Genomic DNA, 19112 nt, shown 5'->3' on the forward strand with positions numbered 1-19112 from the left:
AAGAAACTGGCACCGTCCCCAAACTGGCCCTATGGCTATGGAGCACGCACATAAAGTACGGGATTTATGGCTAACATCGCGTTTATCGGCCTGGGCGTCATGGGTGGCCCGATTGCGGGGCATCTGGCCAAGGCGGGGCATCAGGTGACCGTCTACAACCGCTCCATCGGCAAGGCGAAAAGCTGGACGGAAGCCTATGGCGGGGAAGTCGCCATCAGCCCGTCAAAGGCGGCGGAGGATGCGGAAATCGTCATCAGTTGCGTTGGAACCGACGACGACCTGTCACAGATCACGCTGGGGCGCGATGGCGTTTTCCGGGCCATGAAAGCGGGCAGTCTTTTCATAGATCATACAACGGTATCGGCGCGGATCGCCCGGCAGCTTTATGTCGAAGGGCAGAGTCTGGGGCTGCATTGCGTCGACGCGCCCCTGACCGGCGGGCAGATCGGCGCGGAAAACGGCAGGCTGTCCATCATGTGCGGCGGCGCGAAGCCCGCTGTCGCGGCGGCGCAGATCGTCATGCAGGCCTATGCCGCGCGGATCGTCCATGTCGGCGGGGCCGGCGCGGGACAGACGACGAAGATGGTCAACCAGATCTGTCTTGCGGGCACGCTGCAAGGCGTAGCCGAAGCGTTGCGCTTCGCGCAGGCCGCCAATCTGGATGTGGAGAAAATATATGAGGCCATTTCCGGCGGCGCGGCGCAAAGCTGGGTAATGGACAATCAATGGAAGACGATGGCACAGGACAGTTTCGATTTCGGCTTGTCGGTCGACTGGATGCGTAAAGACCTGGAACTGGCGCTGGACGAAGCGCGGGCCAATGGCGCGACTTTGCCGATGACGGCACTGGTCGATCAATTCTATGCCGATGTGCAGGCGATGGACGGGCATCGGCAGGACATCAGCGCACTGGTGCGGCGGATCACGCGGGCATGAAGGCTGGACTGCTGGCGGCATTGGCCGCGATCGCCCTGCCCATGCCTGCGCTGGCTTCGGGCGTGATCGACAATGTGAACGGCATCGCGCTCGACGCGCAGGGGCGGGTCGTGCACTTCAACGCCCTGCTGATCGACGATGAAGGCAAGGTCGAAAAACTGATCCAGGGCCGCTATCAGGAACCGCCCCCGCCCAAGCGCAAGAAGCGCAAGGGCGACGATACGCCCGCGCCCAAGCGGCTGGACTTCAAGCTGGATGGCGGTGGCAAGACACTGATCCCCGGCCTGATCGACGCGCATGGGCATGTGATGGGACTGGGCCTGTCGCTCGTCACGCTCGATCTTTCGGAGACGCGATCGCTGGCGGAGGCGCAGGTGAAGATCCGGGCCTATGCACAGGCCAGCCCAGGGCGGAAATGGATCATCGGTACGGGCTGGAATCAGGAGCAATGGGGTCTGGGGCGTTTCCCGACCGCTGCCGAACTGGATGCCGCCGTTTCCGACATTCCGGTCTGGCTGGAACGGGTGGACGGCCATGCGGGCTGGGCCAACAATCTGGCGCTGAAGGCCGCCGGAATCACGGCCGCGAGCAAGGCTCCACCAGGTGGGCGGATCGAGATGGATGCGGGCAAGCCTTCGGGCGTGCTGGTGGACAAGGCGATGGACCTGATGGCCCGCGTCGTGCCGCCGCCCGCGCCCAAGGATCGCGACATCGCGCTTGAAAAGGCGCAACAGACACTGCTGGCGGCGGGCATCACCGCCATCGCCGACATGGGCACGCGCATAGAGGACTGGCAGGCGTTTCGCCGCTCCGCCGACCGGGGGGCGCTGCGGGTGCGGATCATGTCCTATGCGATGGGGCTGGACAATATGGTGCTGATCGCCGGGCCGGAGCCGACGCCGTGGCTCTATGACGACCATCTGCGGATGGGCGGGGTCAAGCTGGTGCTGGACGGCGCTTTGGGATCGCGAGGAGCATGGCTGAAGGCGGATTATGCCGATGCGCCGGGGCAGCGGGGACTGGCGATGATCCCTTCGACCCAGCTTCGCAACATCATGAGCCGGGCGTCGATGGACAATTTCCAGATCGCCGTCCATGCCATAGGCGATGCGGCTAACAGCGAAGTGCTGGACGCGATCACTGAACTGGCGGAAACCTACAAGGGCGACCGGCGCTGGCGCGTCGAACACGCCCAGATCGTTTCGCCCGGCGATTTGCCGCGCTTCGGGCAGTTCGGGATCGTCGCATCGATGCAACCGATGCATGAAGCGTCGGACTGGCGCATGGCCACAGCGCGGCTGGGCGAGGCGCGGCTGAAAGGCGCCTATGCGTGGAAGGCGATGCTGGACAATCGCGTGCCGCTGGCCTTCGGATCGGACGTGCCGGTCGAAAATCCCAACCCTTTCCCCGGCATTGCCGTCGCCATGAGCCGCGAGGACGCGAAGGGCGAACCGGCTGGCGGGTGGATGCCGGAACAGCGCGTAAGCTTTGAAGCGGCGCTGGATGGCTTCACGCGGCAGGCGGCCTATGCCGGTTTCGCGGAGAAGCGGTTCGGCAGCCTGATCCCCGGACAACGGGCGGACTTCCTGCTGATCGACCGGGATATTTCCATGGCGCGCCCCGCCGATATTCGCGCAACGCAGGTGCTGGAAACCTGGATCGGCGGCAAGCGGGTCTATGTGAAGGGGCAATGACGCCCCTTCCCTGCGGCATCAAAGAACGTCGCCCGCCGCCTTGAAGGCATCCTCCAGCGTCGCGGGAAGCGGCGGCTGCACAGGCTTGTCGCAACCCACCACCTTCATATGCGCCCGCAGCGCATCCATCCGGCCCAGCTTCCAGCGCGCAAGCGGAACGCCAAGCGGGCGGAACTCCGCACGGTCGAACAATTCCACCACATAGTCGGCGCAGAGCTTGTCGACCTGATCCAGCGTCAACATGCCAAGGTTCATGACCATGGGCCGCCCCGGCACGCCATTGCGCCCACGCACCAGATCCGTGACGAACAGGCCTCCGCGCGGATCGACCAGCACGACATCGGCCTTCGACGCGTCGATCATGCGATGGCTCGCGGCATAGGGCGCGACGAAGAGATGCGTCCGCCAAGCAAGAAAACCAGCCGTAACCAGAGTGATGGCCAAGGCAATGAAGATCGGCCGCATCATCCCCGCCGGACGGAAACGCGCCCAGCCCAGCCCCGCAAGAAGGCAGAAGGGGCCGATGAAGCCATGGGCATAGCGATACCCCCAGCCATAGCCCTGGGCCAATGCCAGCCCACAGCCCGCCAGACAACCCAGAGCAAGCGGCAAGGCGATTTCCTGCCCTTTCAATGCCCTGCGCCAGCGCATCGCCGCCACGCCCAGCACCGCCAGCGGCACCATCAATATATTGTTCCACGCGATGAAGCGGGTCAGGTTGACCAGCGGCTGCCAGCGGTCGCCCAACCGCTCGAACAGGCTGCCGACCTTGTCAGCCACGCCTGCCGCCGGGCGCACGTCCATAGGCGGCCCCAGCACATGCGTCAGGAAACCGGGCCACAGCTTTGCCCAGACGATGACGATCAGGATCAGGATCAGAATATGGAAAGCCGCGACCGCCCATCGGCGCCCCAGCAGCATCCAGAGGATGAAGGGCGCGATGAAGATCGGTGGGAAATGCCACTGATGCAGCCCGGCCGCGACAAGCGCGACCAGACCCGCAACCAGATGGGACAGCCAGCCGCCCCGCAGCACCAGCGCCAGCCAGACCATGTTGAGCGCGAAATGCCCCGTCATGGCATAGGGCGTCATCGCCGTGATCCAGAGCTGCGTCGAAGACAGCCCGAGCAGCATCGTCACCCATACCGCATCGGGCCGGTCGGGAAAGAGATGGAGCGCCACCCGCCACAGCGCGATCAGTCCCGCGACCAGCAGCGCCGGCCCGGCCACATTGGGATCGCCCAGCTTCCAGAACAAGGCCTGGATTGCGCTGTTCACCGGCAGATAGGCCGCCGTCCAATAGTCCGCAGCGCCGAAGGGCGAGAAGAATTCCGGCATGATGGCGCGGCGATAGCCTTCCCATTCGGCCGGGATGGGGCGGGCGAACAATCCTTCGCGGATATAGGCGGCCGCAAAGCGGGCAACCTCCTCATCGCGCGAGATGGCGTAGTTTTGAAACAACAGATAATGCCCGGCCCACGCCACCAGCCCGAACACCACCACCAGCGGAATGATGATGCGCGACCGGGGAGCGGGCAGTCCGAACCCCTTCCCTTCCGCGAAAGGCATTGCCAGCGCGAGCAGCAACAGAGCGATCAGCAACGCGGGGAAATCCTGATCCAGGAACAGGATCACCGGCAGGCTGGCCCCCTGCCCGAACGTGATGTGCCACAGGAATGTCGCGATCAGCCAGAAGGCAAGGCCCAGCCCGCCCACCTGGAACAGCGTGAACGCGCCTATCCGGGAAGGGCCGCCTGTTCCTTGATCACGTCCCCCCATCAATCCGCCGCCGCCAGCAATGCCTGATTGACGAAAATGCCGTCCATCTCGACCAGCAAGGGGAAATGCCCTTTATTATTGGCGAAAAAGGCCGAAGGGACGAAGCCATGTTCCGCCAGCCAGTCGATCATGGCGCGATAGCCCGTCCCGCCCTCATAAATAGGCCGCACACCCAATTCCGTCTGAACGCCCGTCATGACGCCCAGCGCCGATGCCGCCCCTTCGCACACGGCGAGGTCGTGGCCTTGCGTATCCATCTTAAGGAAGGGGCATGTAAAGCCATGCGCCGCCTGCAATTCCGGCAACAGGCTTTCGAGGCGGCGACAGGCCATATCGACGGTGCGCGTGACCTTGTTGCGGTCCGCGAAAATGGCGTCCTGACCGGCGGCGGGCTTTTTCAGCGAGCTGAACTGGTCGGCCGCCATGATGTTGAAGCTGGCCGTGCCATCGAAGTCGGACAGGGCCATGTTGAAGACATGCCAGCGCCTGTCCGCAGCAGCATGGCGGGAAAGCTCCGCGAAAATATCGGGATTGGGTTCGAAGGACAGGATCGTGCCGGTAAAGGCCGCATCCTTGCGGAGCATGGTCGCATATTGCCCGCGATTGGCGCCCACATCGAAAACGCAGTCCACGTTGAACGCGCTCAGAAAGCGCCGTAGCGCCTGGATTTCGGGATATTGATGAACGCGCCCACCCATGGCGAGACGCATCGCCCGCCACCGGTCGGACAGTTCGCGAGCGTAGCGGCTCATGTCCGGGCAGCCATGGCTTTGCGGTAGATGTCGATCGTCGCCAAGGCCATGTCCTTCCAGTCGCCCATATCTTCTCCATAGGCGTGCGCCTGCCCACCCCTCGCCTGCCTGATGGCGGGGCTTTGCAGGAGCGGCAAGAGGGCTTGTGCGAGGGCGGGCGCATTTCCCGCCGGAAAGCGGATCGCCACGGCCTCCGGCAACGTGGCGAACATGCCCGCATCGGACGCCACCATCGCCTTGCCATGATGAAGCGCGGACAGAAACGCGCCGCTTGAATCGATATGGCGATAGGGAAAGACGATGATGTCCGCCTTCGCCATATGCGCGTCCAGCCGCTGTTCGCGCAGGAAGCCCAAGTCGCAGATCAGCCTGTCACCAAAGCCCGCCCGGCGCACGCCCTCCATCAGCGGGGCGATGTCCATGAAGGGCTTTCCGGCCAGCACCAGCTCAAAATCATGTCCGCCCTGCCACAGGGAAAGGCATGCTTCGATCAACAGGTCGACGCCCTTATAAGGACGGATCGTGCCGAAGAACAGCACACGCGGGCGCATAGGATCGGGAACGCTTGCCAAATCGTCGGGCATGGCCGGCGCGAGCCGCATGGGTGGATGGGCCGTCACATGGATGCGGTCGACGGAAACCCCTTGCGCGACCAGCGCCTCCCGCGTGGTGTCGCCATGGACGATCAGCGCATCGAACAGATCGAGCAGCGCGCGATAGCCCCGTCCCTGAAACCCTGCATCGGCGTGATAGGCATCGACATTATGGACGGTGTGGACGAGCGCCACTCTGCGGCGCAGACGGCGCAGCAGCAGCCTATCGGCGGGCGCGAGTGGAAGCCACTGAAAATGAAGCACATCGGCGCGGGCCAGATCCTCGGTCTTGCCGAGCGCGCTGGTCCATCCATATTCGGCGGCTTTTAGAAGACGAAAGACGCGCCCCTCTCCCAGCCGGCCCCGCACAGCTTCGCTGCGGCGGAAGAAGCGGGGGACGTAGCGGTAATGCTGCGGAATGAAGGCGTCCGTCGGGCGCACGGGGCGACCCAGAAGCGCCACGTCCTCTCCCGCCGCGCCCATGGCCGCGCAGAGGCTGTCATCATAGCGCCCTGTAAAGAGCGAGGGATCGACCATGGCGATCTTCAAGAACGCACCTCTCGCACGAGATGGCGGAGCGACAGGGCATGCAGCGACGCCACCACCGCCAGCGTCGCGGCATAAAGGAACAGGAAGGCGGAATCGAAATACTGCGGCCACAAGGAGCGCACCAGCGGCACGCTCAGCAGCGACCCCGCCAGAAAGGGCAACGACCGCCGCAACAGAAGCGAGAAACGCCCGAGCGCCGCCTGCACATAGACGGACACGCAAATGACGGCGAGCGCCAGCAGGGCAAGGTCGATCAGCAGCAGTTCGGTCAAGCCGATGGCCGCCCGACCATCGAACAGCCGGTCGAACAGCCAGCGGCCGACCAGCAGAAGCGCGGCCGATGCCCCCACCGCAAAGAACAGGGCCACCGCCAGCGCCCGCCCCATCAACTGTCGCAGGCGCGGGCCGTCCCCGGCATGGAAAGCGCGGGTGATGCGGGGAAGCGCCGCCTCCACAGCAGCCCGCACCAGCATGGAGAGCGCCCGCGACATCTTGAAGAAGAAATCGAACAACAGCATCGGACGCGCGTCGCTGGTGGCGGCGGCGATGGTGAAATAGGGCGCGTTATAGGCGATTATGTCCGACATGGTGAACGCCGCCGACGCGCCGATGTCGCGCAGATAATGCCGCCGCACATGGCCGCCGCCGACACGGAAAGCGAACCAGTGCGCGCGCCGCATCTTCAACCGATTGTGGACCAGGGCGATGGCATAGCCGATGACGGCGATGCTGACGCCCAGTTGCAGCGCGACCGACAGCCGCGGGTCCAGCCCGCCGAGAATCGCGAGCAGCAGCGCGATCGTCATGACCCGCCGCAGGCAATCGAGCGCTTCCCAGATGAAATTGCCATCCACCGCCGCCAATGCCCGCTTGGCCAGCAAGGCCGGCAGGTTGAGGCAGGCGGACAGGAAGAAAAGGAGGAAGAGCAGCGGCATGGCCGTCTTCAGCCCGCCCGCCGCCAGAGCGATCAGCAAGATCAGCACGCCGCCCGTGATCAGCAGGCCCAGGAAGAGGAACAGGATGCCCATTTCCTCCAGTCGGAAGCCGCTGTCCTCCGTCGCCGCATCGCTGCCCAGCCAGTGTCGCCGCAGCCGGGCGTAGATGATGCTGGTAAGGCCAAACTCCGCCGAGATGGTGAAATTGCCGAACGCGACGAGCAGCAGGAACGCCTGAAACTCCGTCAGCGGCAACACGCGGACAAAGACATAGGTGACGGCGAAACCCCAGATCAGCACCAATCCCACATTGGCGAGCTTCACGAGCGCCAGGATGCGCGCCGACCCCTCCATGCGGGCGAGCAGCCCTCCGGCTGCCTGGGCGCTCACCGGAGCGATGCTCCGCCGGGCTTGCGGGCGCGGAACAGCCGGTCGTCCAGCGCGTAGAGACGGCGCATATCGGCGCCGATGGAGGCCGCGTCGATTTCCTCCAGGTCGAAACCCGCCTGCCGGATGCGGTCGGCGAAATCGGGACCATATTGACGCACATGGTCCCACTGGCCGAAGCGCCGCTCCCGCTCGCGCGGGGGGATGTCGAAGCTGCCATCCTCGGTCGGCTTGTTCCAGAGGGGCACGATCAGCCATGCCTCGCCGCCCGGTTTCAATGCGCGCAGGATGTTGCCGAGCACGGCGCGGTCATCGGGCACATGCTCCATCACATGGCTGGCGTAGAAGATGTCGTAGCGATCCGTCTCGCTGAGTTCCATGAGGTCGACGCGCCGCATGGCCGGGACCGTGTAGCGGGCGGGGTCAATGTCAGCGGGGACATAGTCTTTCGCGGCGGAAAAACGGCGGACAAGGCTGGCTTCATTGGGCGCCATGTGCAGGATCGCGCCATCGACGGGCACGCTCAGAACGTCCTGCGCGATCAGGTGGTTCATCAGCCTCTCACGCGGGGAAGCGCCACATTCCGGGCAACCCCATTCGGCATTGTCGCCATAGCGAAAGAAACCAATGACCGTCCGCCCGCAGGCCGGGCAGCCGCGATCAGGACGCGCGCCCAGCGCCTTGCGGAGTTTCAGCCCCGTTTTCGTCAGATGCTTGCCGGCGGCTTTTGCGACCCGCTGAACAGTAATCACGCCATTCTCCGCATGAGGACAGGGACCGGCCTATACAATATGCACCGGCTTTGGCGAGGGGGATCAGCGCGACTTGGCCGGATTCCATATGGTGACGGTGCGGCCACGCATCGCCTTCATGACGCCCTGCAAGGTGGCGGCATAGGCAATGAGAATGTCCGCGAGCGCCGCAAGCAGGCCGCCTCTGGCACGAAAGGCGATCCCTGCGAGCAGGACCGCCGCCAGCAGGGCCGCGCCGAAGAGCAAGGGCGAAATGCGCCATGCCAGCGCCGCCGCCGCCACTCCGCCCGTCAGGATGAACAGACCGCCGAACCAGCGGATGATCTTGCGCGAGGCATATTTGAAGCGGTCGAGCGCCTTCATGCGGCGGAGTTGCGGGCGCAAATGGCTGTGGGTGTGCCATGCGCGGGCGGCGATGCGGACCTTGCGCCGATATTCGTCGCCCCGCGCAGCTACGAGCCGTTCGCGGGCGATCACATCCTTCGCCTTGACCAGACGCCGCCCCGCAAAGATCACGGCCATCGACACGGTAAGGTCATCCAGCACGCTGTCGGGGAAATCCGGATAGAGCGAACGGCGGATGGAGAAGATCGAACCGTCCGCGCCCAGCACGTTGCCGGTGCGCGATTCCTCGTCCTTCAGCCGTTCCTCCATCCGCCAGTAGAGGGAGCCGACCGAGGCGGTGGCGCTTTCGTCCTCTCCCACATAATGCAGCGATCCCAGCACACCGCCGATCTCAGGGTCCGCATAGCGGGCGAGCAGATTGTCGACGGCGTCGGCGTCCAGCAGCACATTGGCGTCAGTGAAGATCAGCACATCGCCACACGCCCGGGCGGCAAGTTGCTTCATGCCGTGCGCCTTGCCGCTGCGGCCCGGCCCCCGGATCAGGGTGACAAGATCGCCCGGCCCTTCGATCAGCGCAGCGGTATCGTCCGATGATCCGTCGTCGAAGGCCCATATTTCAAGGCCAGGGTGACGGGCCTTCAGCATCGCCAGATTGGCGAGCTTTTCCGGCATCGCTGCGGCTTCGTTATAGGCGCAGAAAAGGAGCGAGGCGGTTGGGGCCGTGCCGGGAAGCGGCTGCTCCGTCTTTGCCGGAAGCGCGCGCAGGATCAACGGATAAAACAGGAACGGCCACGCCACTGCCGCCAGCGACAGCAGCAGGATAAGGACGAGGATCAGATCGACCATCGTCACCCGTTCAGTAGGCCTTGTGATGGACGACCACGCCCAGCGTCATGACGATGATGCGGATGTCGCGCAGGATCGACCATTCGGTCACATATTCAAGATCGGACTGGAGGCGGTCGATCAGATCCTGATGATGATCGGTCGAACCGCGATGCCCCCGCACCTGCGCGAGGCCGGTCATGCCGGGCTTGATGCAATGGCGTTCCCAATAGCGGGCGTCGACTTCCCAATAGAGGCTGTCCCCCGCCTTGGCCGCCGCGGCGTGAGGGCGCGGGCCTACGATGCTCATGTCGCCGCGCAGGACGTTGAAGAGTTGGGGCAGTTCGTCAATGCTGGTGCGACGCAGGAAACGGCCGACCGGGGTCAGGCGATCGTCGTCGCGGGCGGTGAGCTTGTCCGCCTTGCGGTCGCTGGCCTCCGTCCGCATCGAGCGGAATTTGTAGATGTTAAAGGGGCGGGCGTCGCGGCCGATGCGCGGCTGGCGGAAGAGGACCGGACCGGGGCTGGTGAGCTTCACCGCCAGCGCGGCGGCGATCAGGACGGGCGACAGGGCGATGGTCGCGGCGCTCGCCACTGCCACGTCGAACAGCCGCTTGATGATGCGGTCGCGAAACTGGAAAGGACCGCCGGCGACGACGATGGTGGGCTGGCCATCGCACTCGTCCACTCGCGCCGGAGCGAAGCGGAGCATTTCTGGCACGACGATCTCACCTCGCGCCGACAGGGACTTGAGCGCCACCGACCAGTCATCCATGCGTTCGAGCGGGCAGGCAACGATGACCCGCTCCGCCATGCCCACCGCAGCGGCGAGGCGGGCCGCCATGTCGGCATCGTGATTTTCGGGGTGGAGATTGGCGGCGTCGGCGGCAATGACCAGCATGTGCGGGCCGGTATCGATCGCCACGCCATCCATGATGACGGCGGTCAGATGCGGCACTTCGCCCAGCAGCCTGTCGCCAAGGCGCGCAATGGCGAGGCGCACCATGGCTACGCCAACGGCCGACAGCAGCAAGCCGGTCAGGAAGGTCAGGCGCGAAAGCTGTTCCGCGATCTTGCCCAGATAGACGATGAGCAGCATCAGCAAGGCCGCCTGCGCCAAGGCCAGCAGCGCGCGGAAGGCAGCGCGGCGCACATCCTCCAGCATGTGAATGCCATAGGCCCCGCCCTGCACGGCAAGCAGCGTATAAAGCGGCGCGATCATGGCGAACATGACGAGGCCATGGGGCTTGCCCGGTTCGCCCGCCCAGGCGCCCAGCACGAGGAAATTGGCAATGAGGAAGGACAGGAACAGCGCAGCCATGTCCGACAACAGACACAGCAAATAAAGCCTCAGCCGCACGATTTCCTTGGAGATGGTCACTGGTGCGCCCAATCGGTTCCCTCTTCCGGCGCTCCGTGGCACCGTGGGGCGATGGTTGCAAGGGTTTAGGGCGAGAGGATGCCGCGAGTTTGCAAGCTCACACGGATGCGGCGGCGATTTTCGGCCAGTTGGGGACGTCGCACCCACCTCCGTTCGTCCTGAACGAGCCGAAGCACATGATAAAACCGGGCCGTTGCGCGCGTCCTTCGACAGGCTCACGACGAACGGAGGTCCACAAAGCGCGCAATCCGCGATCCACCCCCAACCGTCATTCAGCGTCGCGCGAAACCTAAAGCCCGAAAAGCCGCCCCAGAGCCTTGTCCAGCATCACCAGTTGCCAGAGCAGGCGGCCATGGTCGGCAAGGCCCGATCTGTGGTCGGCGGCGACCTTGCCCAGCAGCTTGGTGTCGAACCAGCCCGTCTTGGCCAGTGCAGATCCGCCCGCGACCGCCGTCGCTTCCCCCGCCAGCGGCCCACGGAACCAGTCGCTGATGGGCGTCACGAAACCCATTTTCGGGCGGTAGAGAATATCCTGCGGCAGATAAGGCTCCATCGCCTTCTTCATCAGATATTTGCCGCTATTGCCCCGGATGCGCTGCGATACCGGCAGGCGGGCGGCGAACTCGACGATACGGTGGTCGAGCAGCGGCTCACGCGCCTCCAGGCTGACGGCCATGCTCATCCGGTCGGTCTTGGTGAGTATGTCGCCGGGGAGCCAGATGCGGATGTCGGCATATTGCGCCCGGTCCAGCGCGTCGCGTGCGGGCGCATTCGCCATCGCCGCGATATAACGATCCTCCGCCCGGTAAGCGCCCAGCGCCGTTTTCACATCCTGCGTGAAGAGACGGCGGCGCAGGTCATAGGGGGTGACGCCGACCGAGGCCGCATAGGCTTCCCCGCCCTCCCCCGCCAGTTCGAGCAGGGTCGATTTGGCGCGCAGCGGGCGCGGCGCCCAATCGGCCTTGGGATAATAGCGGCCCAACGTGCCGAATACGGATTGGCGCAATCGGGCGGGCAGCAAGGCGCGCACACGCTCCCCCTGCATCTGGAAACGGTGGCGGCGGTAGCCTGCGAAGGCTTCGTCCGCGCCGTCGCCGGACAGGGCGACCGTCACTTGCTCACGCGCCAGTTCGCACACGCGATAGGTGGGAAGCGCGGAGGCGTCGGCGAAAGGCTCATCAAAATGGAAGGCCAGCGTGTCGATCAGGCTATAATCGTCGGGCGAGACGATGCGGGAGCGGTGATCGGTGGCGAAGCGGCGGGCAATGCGGTCGGCATAGGCCGTTTCGTCCAGCGATGCGACGTCGAAGCCGATGGTGCAGGTTTTGACCGCCTGTTTCGACGCTTCGGCCATCAGCGCCACGACGCTGGAACTGTCCACGCCGCCGGAGAGGAATGCGCCCAGCGGCACGTCCGCCACCATGCGGGACCGCACCGCCTGCCGCATCAGGGCGACCAGTTCCTCTTCCAGTTCGGCCGGTTTCGACTTTGTGCGGTCGGCGAAGCTCACGTCCCAATAGCGTTGCGGATTCGACACGGGGCGTCCGCGCACGAGGCGGAGCGTTTCCCCCGCGCCCAGCTTCTTCACGCCCGCGACGAGGCAGGCGTCGTCGGGAATATAGCCATAGGCCATATAATCCTCGACCGCCGAAATATCCGGGGCGCGGCGGAGCAGCGGATGGGCGAGCAGGCTTTTCAGTTCCGATCCAAAGATCAGGCTACCGTCCGACAGCAACGCATAATGCAGCGGCTTCACCCCCAGCCGGTCGCGCGCCATCCAGAGCGACTGCGCCCGCGCGTCGAACAGGGCGAAGGCGAACATGCCGTGGAAGCGTTCGACGCACGCTTCGCCCCATTGCCGATAACCGTGGAGGATGACTTCGGTGTCGCTGTGGGTGCGGAAGACATGGCCCTTGTCCTCCAGTTCCGCCCGCACTTCCGCGAAATTGTAGATCTCGCCATTAAAAACGACGGCAAGGCTTTCATCCTCCGTCAGCATCGGCTGCGCGCCGGCGGCAAGGTCTATGATGGAAAGGCGAAGGTGGCCAAGGCCCACGCCAGGCGCTGTCCAGACGCCGCTGCCGTCCGGGCCGCGATAGGGCATCGCGTCCAGCATCGCCCGTACCCGCGACGGATCGACCGGCTTTGCCGTTTCAAGATGAAAAATACCCGCTATCCCGCACATGCGAAAGGGCTTTAGCGTATGCCGACGCTGCGGTCAGCCAAATCCTTCACATTGCCGAGATCAGCCAGAAAAGCAGATATCGCCTTGCTGGCGGGCTGGCCTTCCCGTTCTTCCGCCGACACCAATATGGCGGCGGCGCGCTGGTCGCCGCCGAGCAGGCGGGCCTGCATGGTCGCCATCTTGACCTGTGGCTTGCTTCCGGTGGGCTCGCCGGAGCCGACCGTGAAGACGCTGACTACATCGCGCACGACGGGGCCCGGAGCGGTGATCTGCTCGCCGAGCGCGTTTTTCGGCGCGGATGCGGGGGAGGACCAGACCCATTGCCGGTCGGGATCGACGGCGCCTTGCCCGAAGCCAACCAGTTCGCGCCCCTCCTCCTGCCGATCATAGGTCGCGATGGCGAGGTCCACCACCTGCCCCGCCGCATTCCGATAGCGGGCCATGACAAAATGATCCGCGCCGTCGAAGCGCGGCCTCCATGGATAGCGTTGCGGCGCGTCGGCGCGGGTCCATCCATTGACTTCAGGCAGGCGAAGCGTTGACGGGAGAGGTTCGCCCCCCGCCGCGGTCGCCGCGAGCCATAGCGGGGCCGCGACGATGAGCGCCAGCGCGGCTCCGGCGATGGTCCCCGTAGGAGCGACTGCGCGTACTTTGCCCTGCAAATCGCGGGGATCGAACCAGGGGTCGCCTGGCTTGCGGTCGAAAAAGGGCCAGGCGGTCGCCATCACGATGGCGAGGATGATCGCGAAGAACACCCAACCATAAACGACATGGTCGAAACCGACCGCTGCATCCACCGTGGTCATATGGGCGACGAGAATGGTCGCGAAAGCGCGGACTCCATTCGCCAGCACGGAAAGCGACAACGCGCCCGCCATGAAGATCAGGCGGCGGGGCCATGTGCGGAAGCAGACATTGCACACCAGCATGCCATAAGCCGTCATCGCGATCAGGAACTTCGCGCCGGAACAGGCTTCGGCCACTTCGAAATAGCCGGTGGGCGTAGTGATGAAGATGCCGTCCAGATGCGCGGGGACGCCTGCCCCGGTCAGGAACAGCATGGAAAGGCGCGCCGTCACAAGCTGAAGATGCGGGACCAGTTCTTCGCCAAAGGGCACCATGAAGAAGGCGTAGAAAAGTGGAAAGGCCAAAGCACGGGCCACCATTGGCCCCAGCAGGGCGATCGTCGCGCCCTGAAGCATGACGACCAGCGCGCCATGGCGGATCAGGGCGACGCCCGCCGCTTCGCCCACCAGCCATGCCAGCACGCCAGCGCCCAGCCAGAGCAGGCCAGGCGGCCAGGCAACCGGCTGCAACTGCCGAAGGCCAGGAATGCGCTGCTGCACCAGCCAGCCGACCAGCAACGGCACGAACAGACAATGGCCGAAGGTGGAGCTGTTCCACCAGATCGCCGCCATGCTTTGAACATCGGCGAAGAAGAGCGTCACGATGACCAGTGCGACCACGCCCAGCGCAGTCAGATGGCCGCGCCAGCCGGTCAGTTCCATCCGGCGCGCCTGCATGAAGGAAAGAGCCTGTTCGTTCATGCCGCGCGCGCGTCCTTTTCCTGTTTGCCCAACAGCAGGCCGGGCACGGCGCGCAGCGTCGCCGACCAGCGATAGCGTTGCTCCATGCGGAAGCGGGCCGCCTGCGCCAGGCGCGCCGCTTTGGTGGGATCGGCAAGCAGGGCGATGATCTTCGCGGCTTCCTCGGCCGGATCAGCTGCGATCAGGAAATGGATTTCATCCTGCGCGTCGATCCCCTCGGCGGCTTGCGGGGATGCGACGACGGGGCGGGCCATGGCCATGGCTTCGAGCACCTTGTTCTGGATGCCCCGCGCAATGCGGAGCGGCGCGACGACCACATCCGCCGCCGCCAGCCAGCCGCGCACATCGGGGACGGAGCCGGTCACGATCACGCCCGGAAGGTCGGCGAGAGCTTCGACGGATTTGGCGGGATTGCGGCCGACTATGGCGAAACGGGCCTGCGGATGGGCGGCGCGGATGGCGGGGAAGCTTTCACGCGCGAAGCTCTCCACCGCTTCGACATTAGGGCGGTAGTCCATCTGGCCGGTGAAGACGAGCAGCGGTCCCCCGCCCTTTTCGACAGCGGGGAAGCCGGCGGCGGGATCGAAATAGTCCAGCGCCACGCCATTTTCGATGGCGATGACCTTGGCCGGTCCCTGCCCGCTTGCCTGGCGGAACAGAGCGGCTTCGGCTTCGCTGACGAAGGCGCAGATGTCGGCGCGGGCGGCGACGGATTTCTCGAAATCGAGAAGGACGCGCCCTTCGCGCCGGTTGATCCACGCCATCGGGCCGGAGCCTTCCGCGCCATAGGCGGCATATTTCGCGGAGTCGAAGTCGACGAAATCCATCAGGAAGCGTACGCCCTGCGGCAAGGCGGGCACGAAATGCGCCATCTGCGCGGAATAAGCGACGACGGCGGCGATGGGCCTTTCCGCCATGACCCGGGCGACCCAGCGATGCAGGCCGGGATGGTCGAACAGGGAAACCAGCAGCGGCTGCCCCTTGGCAAGGCCGGAAAGGCCCGCCGTCACGCGCGAACGATCGCGCATCAGCACGCACTGGCTGGCGGTGAAGGCGGCCATTTCCTGCGCGAAGCCCATGTCGCGCTGGTCATCGGCGAAGCACCCGACATGAACCGGCCCGACCTCCGCCAGCCTTTTCAGGAGATGATAGGAACGGATCTTGTCACCCCGATCCGGCGGAAAGGGGATGCGATGACAAAGGAACAGTATCTCGCCGGTCATCCCAGCCCCCGCGAAATATAGGGACCGATGAGGTTGGCGACAGGCAGCGGCAGCTTCTTCCACAGGTCGATACGGCGCTGATATTTGGCGCTTTGCGGGCTGATGTCGCGCTTCTCGCCGGTGGGGGACCAGCTATGATAGGAAAGCGGCTGGGGATCGAAGCCGAAGCTTTTCTTCCATGCCGCCTGCCCGCTGCCCGCCTTGGACCGGCCGAAGTCGAACAGCCGCATCCCGCGCGCCCGGCCGTGGCTCATCAGGCGATAATACATGAGTTCGTTGGAGCGCAGCCGCCGCGCATCCTGCACGCCGCCGCCCCAATAGGGCATCACCCGGTCGCCATGGTAAAGCGTCAGCACGGCGGAAACCGGGCGGTCGCCTTCATAGACGATGGTGAAATCCGCATCCTCGCCGAAACGGGCCAATATTTCGCGAAACAGCCGGGCGGGAAAGACCGGCGTGCCAAGGTTGCGGACGCTTTCGCCATAGACGCGGTAATGGTCGCGGATATGGCGCGGTTCGCGGCCATGTTCGACGCGCAGCGCAGGATTGGCGAGCGCCTTGCGAAGTTCGGCGCGATGCTTGCGCGGAACGGCGAGCAGTTCCGCTTCGTCATCGGCGGCAAGCGGGCGGACGAAGCCCAGATGTTCATTCTCGCGGCGTTCCCAATGCGCCGCGGGGGATGGGCCGCCCCGCAGTTCGATCGACAGCCCTCCCTTCGCCCTTGCAATATCTTCCGCCGACCGGACCAGAGCGGCAAGGCTGGAAGGATCATCCGCCAATATGCCGCCATCCACCGCGAAGGCGGAGGATACCAGCGCCTGTCCGAAAAGACGGCTCTTTACGTGATGCAGGGGCAGCAGGCCCACGATCCGGCCCGAAGGCGCAACCGCCGCCAACAGATGGCAGCGGTGCCCGGTAGCCTCTTCCACGCCCAGCAGCCACGCGGGCCGATGGAAAGGCGTGCCATCGGCATGGCCCCGCACATAATCGTCCGCCGCCTGCCCCTGCGCCGGATCGCGCAGGTCCAGCGCCGTCACCGCCAGGTCGGCCCGATTGCCTGTCCTCATGACGCGCGCTCCGCTTCCTGATCGGCCAGCGCATCCACCCGGCTCCACGCGAAATCGCGCGTCAGGCGGCGCAGCTTGCCCGCCATGGCCGAAAGATTGCTATAGTGCCGCACCCGCGAGCGCAGCGGGGCACCCGCCACGCGGGGCTGGCCGGCATCAATCTCCCACGGATGGAAATAGAAAATGGCGGGACGATTTTCCTGCCCGTTCACCTGCCGGATCGCCCAGTGCGAAAAGCCATAGGGCAACAGGCGGAAAAAGCCCCCTCCCCCCGCCGCCAGCGTCCGTCCGGCAAGGCGCGCTGTCGTAACGGGAAGCTCCACCAGCGGCGCGTCCTTCACCGGCTTCCATGCGAAGCGCGGGGAATCGGGCCAGCCATAATGATCGTGGCGGATCGGCGCGACGCTGCTGGAATAGCGATAGCCCTCCTCAGCCAGAATCCGGTGCGCCCATGGCGTGCGCGGGTCGATGGAGAAACTGGGCGCGCGATAGCCGGTCACGGCCTGTCCGCTCGCATCCTCAAGGATGGCGCGGGATTTGCGGAGATCAGCGCGAAACTGCTCCGGCGTGAAGGTAAAGACGCGGGCATGGTCGTAGCCATGGCTCGCCACCTCATGACCCGCAGCGCCGATGCGGCGCAGAAGCGCGGGATAACGCTCCGCCACCCAGCCCAGGGTGAAGAAGGTCGCAGTCACGCCTGCCGCGTCGAACAGCTCCAGCACGGCATCGGTGTTGCGCTCGACGCGGTGGGTCAGGCTGTCCCAGTCATCGCGGCGAATCGTGCGCTCGAACGCGCCGACCTGGAACCAGTCCTCCACATCGACAGACAAGGCGTTGCGTATCATTCCCTTCCCCTCGCCGCTCCGCACACATCCAGCAAGCCGCGATCAGGCGGCGGCTTCATGTTGCAAGGGAGCCATGCGCTCTTCGCGCTCGACCCAGTCGATCAGCAGGGTGAGGACGCGGCGCAAGGCGGTATCCTGTTCCTGCGCGCGGGATTCAAGGCCGCTCAGCCGCTCCTCGATCAGCGTGAAGCAGTCCTTGAGCGCTTCGGGGTCGACCGAAGGCGTCATGGAGATATGCGCCTGCACCGCGCGCAGCGACGATATTTCAGCGCGCAGCGCGGCGATCTCATCCAGCAGGGCGGAAGGGAGTGCTTCCCGGGCCGGCGCGACGTCCACCGCTTCGGTATGCTCCGCCTTCGTTTCGGGTGCAGGATCGGCGTCCGGCCCTTCGCTCTCCCCGTCAACGATGTCAGCAACAGGCGCGACCGGATCGGCCACAGTGTCCAGGGCGGAGGGCGCGACCGCTTCCGGCTCAGCCTCGTCAATGCCCATGTCGGCCATCACGGCCTGCACGGCATCGCCGTCGATCTCGCCAAGCTGTTCGATCGCACCCAGCAGCAGCAGACGGCTGACCAGCGCGTTGACGCGGCGAGGCACGCCGTCCGTCGCGGCATAGATCGCGGCAAAGGCTTCGGCGGTGAAATGCGGATTGCCGGTCCAGCCGACCAGCGAGAGGCGATGGACGATATAGGGTTCGACCTCATTTGCCATCATCGGTTCCAGATGATGGGTGGCGATGACGCGCTGGCGAAGCTGTTCAAGCTGAGGCGATTTCAGCAGGTCGCGAAACTCCGGCTGGCCCAGAAGGAAAATCTGGAGCAGCGATTGCCCGCCAAGCTGGAAGTTGGAGAGCATCCGCAATTCCTCGACCCCGGAAATGGGGAGGTTCTGCGCTTCATCGACGATCAGCAGCGAACGGCGACCCAACCGCGCCTGCGCGTGGAGGAAGCCTTCGATCTGACGCAATATCTGCGCCTTGGGCAGGCCATCGACGGCAAGGCCGAAGCTCTGCGCGGCAAGGCGGAGCATGTCGTCGCCCTCCACCTGCGTCGACACGATCTTCACCGCCGTCAGCCGCTGCGGGTCGATGGTGTTCATCAGATGACCGACCAGCGTCGTCTTGCCCGCGCCGATGTCGCCGGTGATGACGATGAAGCCTTCGCCCTGCGCCAGGCCATAGCCCAGATAAGACAGCGCCTTGCGATGCGTCGCGCTCTCGAAATAGAAATGCGGGTCCGGCGTGAGCTGGAACGGTCGGCCCTGCAATCCATAGAACTGATCGTACATCTTGTCGTCTCCATCCGGCCCGTCGCAATC

15 protein-coding genes are annotated in these 19112 nt (G+C 65.0%); 2 read left to right on the top strand and 13 right to left on the bottom strand.

Annotated elements, in window-relative coordinates; all coding sequences use genetic code 11:
* Nucleotides 1-66: 66 nt before the first annotated feature.
* The gene (locus ATN00_RS15880) at nucleotides 67-936 is read left to right on the top strand and encodes an NAD(P)-dependent oxidoreductase (RefSeq protein ID WP_062066204.1); all 870 of its coding nucleotides are present in this window, start codon (nucleotides 67-69) and stop codon (nucleotides 934-936) included.
* Nucleotides 933-2630, top strand: a complete 1698-nt coding sequence (locus ATN00_RS15885; RefSeq protein ID WP_197413606.1) for an amidohydrolase — start codon at nucleotides 933-935, stop codon at nucleotides 2628-2630. The genes ATN00_RS15880 and ATN00_RS15885 overlap by 4 nt, the downstream gene beginning before the upstream one ends.
* Nucleotides 2631-2648: 18 nt before the next feature.
* Here ATN00_RS15885 and ATN00_RS15890 read toward each other — a convergent pair whose 3' ends face one another.
* The 13 genes from ATN00_RS15890 to ATN00_RS15950 all read right to left on the bottom strand — a co-directional run bounded on the left by ATN00_RS15890 (nucleotide 2649) and on the right by ATN00_RS15950 (nucleotide 19082).
* Nucleotides 2649-4409 (bottom strand): hypothetical protein, encoded by a 1761-nt coding sequence (locus tag ATN00_RS15890; protein WP_062066207.1) that lies wholly within the window; start codon nucleotides 4407-4409, stop codon nucleotides 2649-2651.
* The gene (locus ATN00_RS15895; RefSeq protein WP_062066210.1) at nucleotides 4409-5161 is read right to left on the bottom strand and encodes an FkbM family methyltransferase; all 753 of its coding nucleotides are present in this window, start codon (nucleotides 5159-5161) and stop codon (nucleotides 4409-4411) included. Before ATN00_RS15895 ends, ATN00_RS15890 begins: the two co-directional genes overlap by 1 nt.
* Nucleotides 5158-6303 (bottom strand): glycosyltransferase family 4 protein, encoded by a 1146-nt coding sequence (locus tag ATN00_RS15900; RefSeq protein WP_062066213.1) that lies wholly within the window; start codon nucleotides 6301-6303, stop codon nucleotides 5158-5160. Before ATN00_RS15900 ends, ATN00_RS15895 begins: the two co-directional genes overlap by 4 nt.
* Complete coding sequence (locus tag ATN00_RS15905; protein WP_062068876.1) at nucleotides 6300-7592, bottom strand: hypothetical protein; 1293 nt, start codon at nucleotides 7590-7592, stop codon at nucleotides 6300-6302. Before ATN00_RS15905 ends, ATN00_RS15900 begins: the two co-directional genes overlap by 4 nt.
* Nucleotides 7593-7624: 32 nt before the next feature.
* On the bottom strand, nucleotides 7625-8377 hold the full coding sequence (locus tag ATN00_RS15910) for a methyltransferase domain-containing protein (protein WP_062066216.1): 753 nt from the start codon (nucleotides 8375-8377) through the stop codon (nucleotides 7625-7627).
* Nucleotides 8378-8440: 63 nt separating this feature from the next.
* Nucleotides 8441-9568 carry a glycosyltransferase gene (locus ATN00_RS15915; protein ID WP_062066219.1) on the bottom strand — a complete coding sequence of 376 codons (1128 nt, stop codon included), beginning with the start codon at nucleotides 9566-9568 and terminating at the stop codon, nucleotides 8441-8443.
* Between the two features lie 10 nt (nucleotides 9569-9578).
* On the bottom strand, nucleotides 9579-10928 hold the full coding sequence (locus ATN00_RS15920) for a sugar transferase (protein WP_062066222.1): 1350 nt from the start codon (nucleotides 10926-10928) through the stop codon (nucleotides 9579-9581).
* Nucleotides 10929-11217: 289 nt separating this feature from the next.
* Entirely contained in the window at nucleotides 11218-13113 is a 1896-nt protein-coding gene (locus ATN00_RS15925; protein ID WP_062066225.1) for an XrtA/PEP-CTERM system amidotransferase, read from the bottom strand.
* Nucleotides 13114-13124: 11 nt separating this feature from the next.
* Nucleotides 13125-14660, bottom strand: a complete 1536-nt coding sequence (gene xrtA, locus ATN00_RS15930) for an exosortase A (RefSeq protein WP_062066228.1) — start codon at nucleotides 14658-14660, stop codon at nucleotides 13125-13127.
* Nucleotides 14657-15883: a TIGR03087 family PEP-CTERM/XrtA system glycosyltransferase gene (locus ATN00_RS15935; protein ID WP_062066230.1), complete on the bottom strand. Its 1227-nt coding sequence runs from the start codon at nucleotides 15881-15883 to the stop codon at nucleotides 14657-14659. Before ATN00_RS15935 ends, xrtA begins: the two co-directional genes overlap by 4 nt.
* Nucleotides 15880-16950: a FemAB family XrtA/PEP-CTERM system-associated protein gene (locus ATN00_RS15940; RefSeq protein ID WP_062066233.1), complete on the bottom strand. Its 1071-nt coding sequence runs from the start codon at nucleotides 16948-16950 to the stop codon at nucleotides 15880-15882. Before ATN00_RS15940 ends, ATN00_RS15935 begins: the two co-directional genes overlap by 4 nt.
* A complete protein-coding gene (locus tag ATN00_RS15945) occupies nucleotides 16947-17795 on the bottom strand; it encodes an XrtA system polysaccharide deacetylase (RefSeq protein ID WP_062066236.1) in 849 nt (282 codons plus the stop codon). The genes ATN00_RS15940 and ATN00_RS15945 overlap by 4 nt, the downstream gene beginning before the upstream one ends.
* Before the next feature lie 42 nt (nucleotides 17796-17837).
* A complete protein-coding gene (locus ATN00_RS15950) occupies nucleotides 17838-19082 on the bottom strand; it encodes an XrtA/PEP-CTERM system-associated ATPase (protein ID WP_062066238.1) in 1245 nt (414 codons plus the stop codon).
* Nucleotides 19083-19112: the final 30 nt, after the last annotated feature.

Source organism: Sphingobium baderi (assembly GCF_001456115.1).
In the GTDB taxonomy this organism is placed as follows: Bacteria; Pseudomonadota; Alphaproteobacteria; order Sphingomonadales; family Sphingomonadaceae; genus Sphingobium; species Sphingobium baderi_A.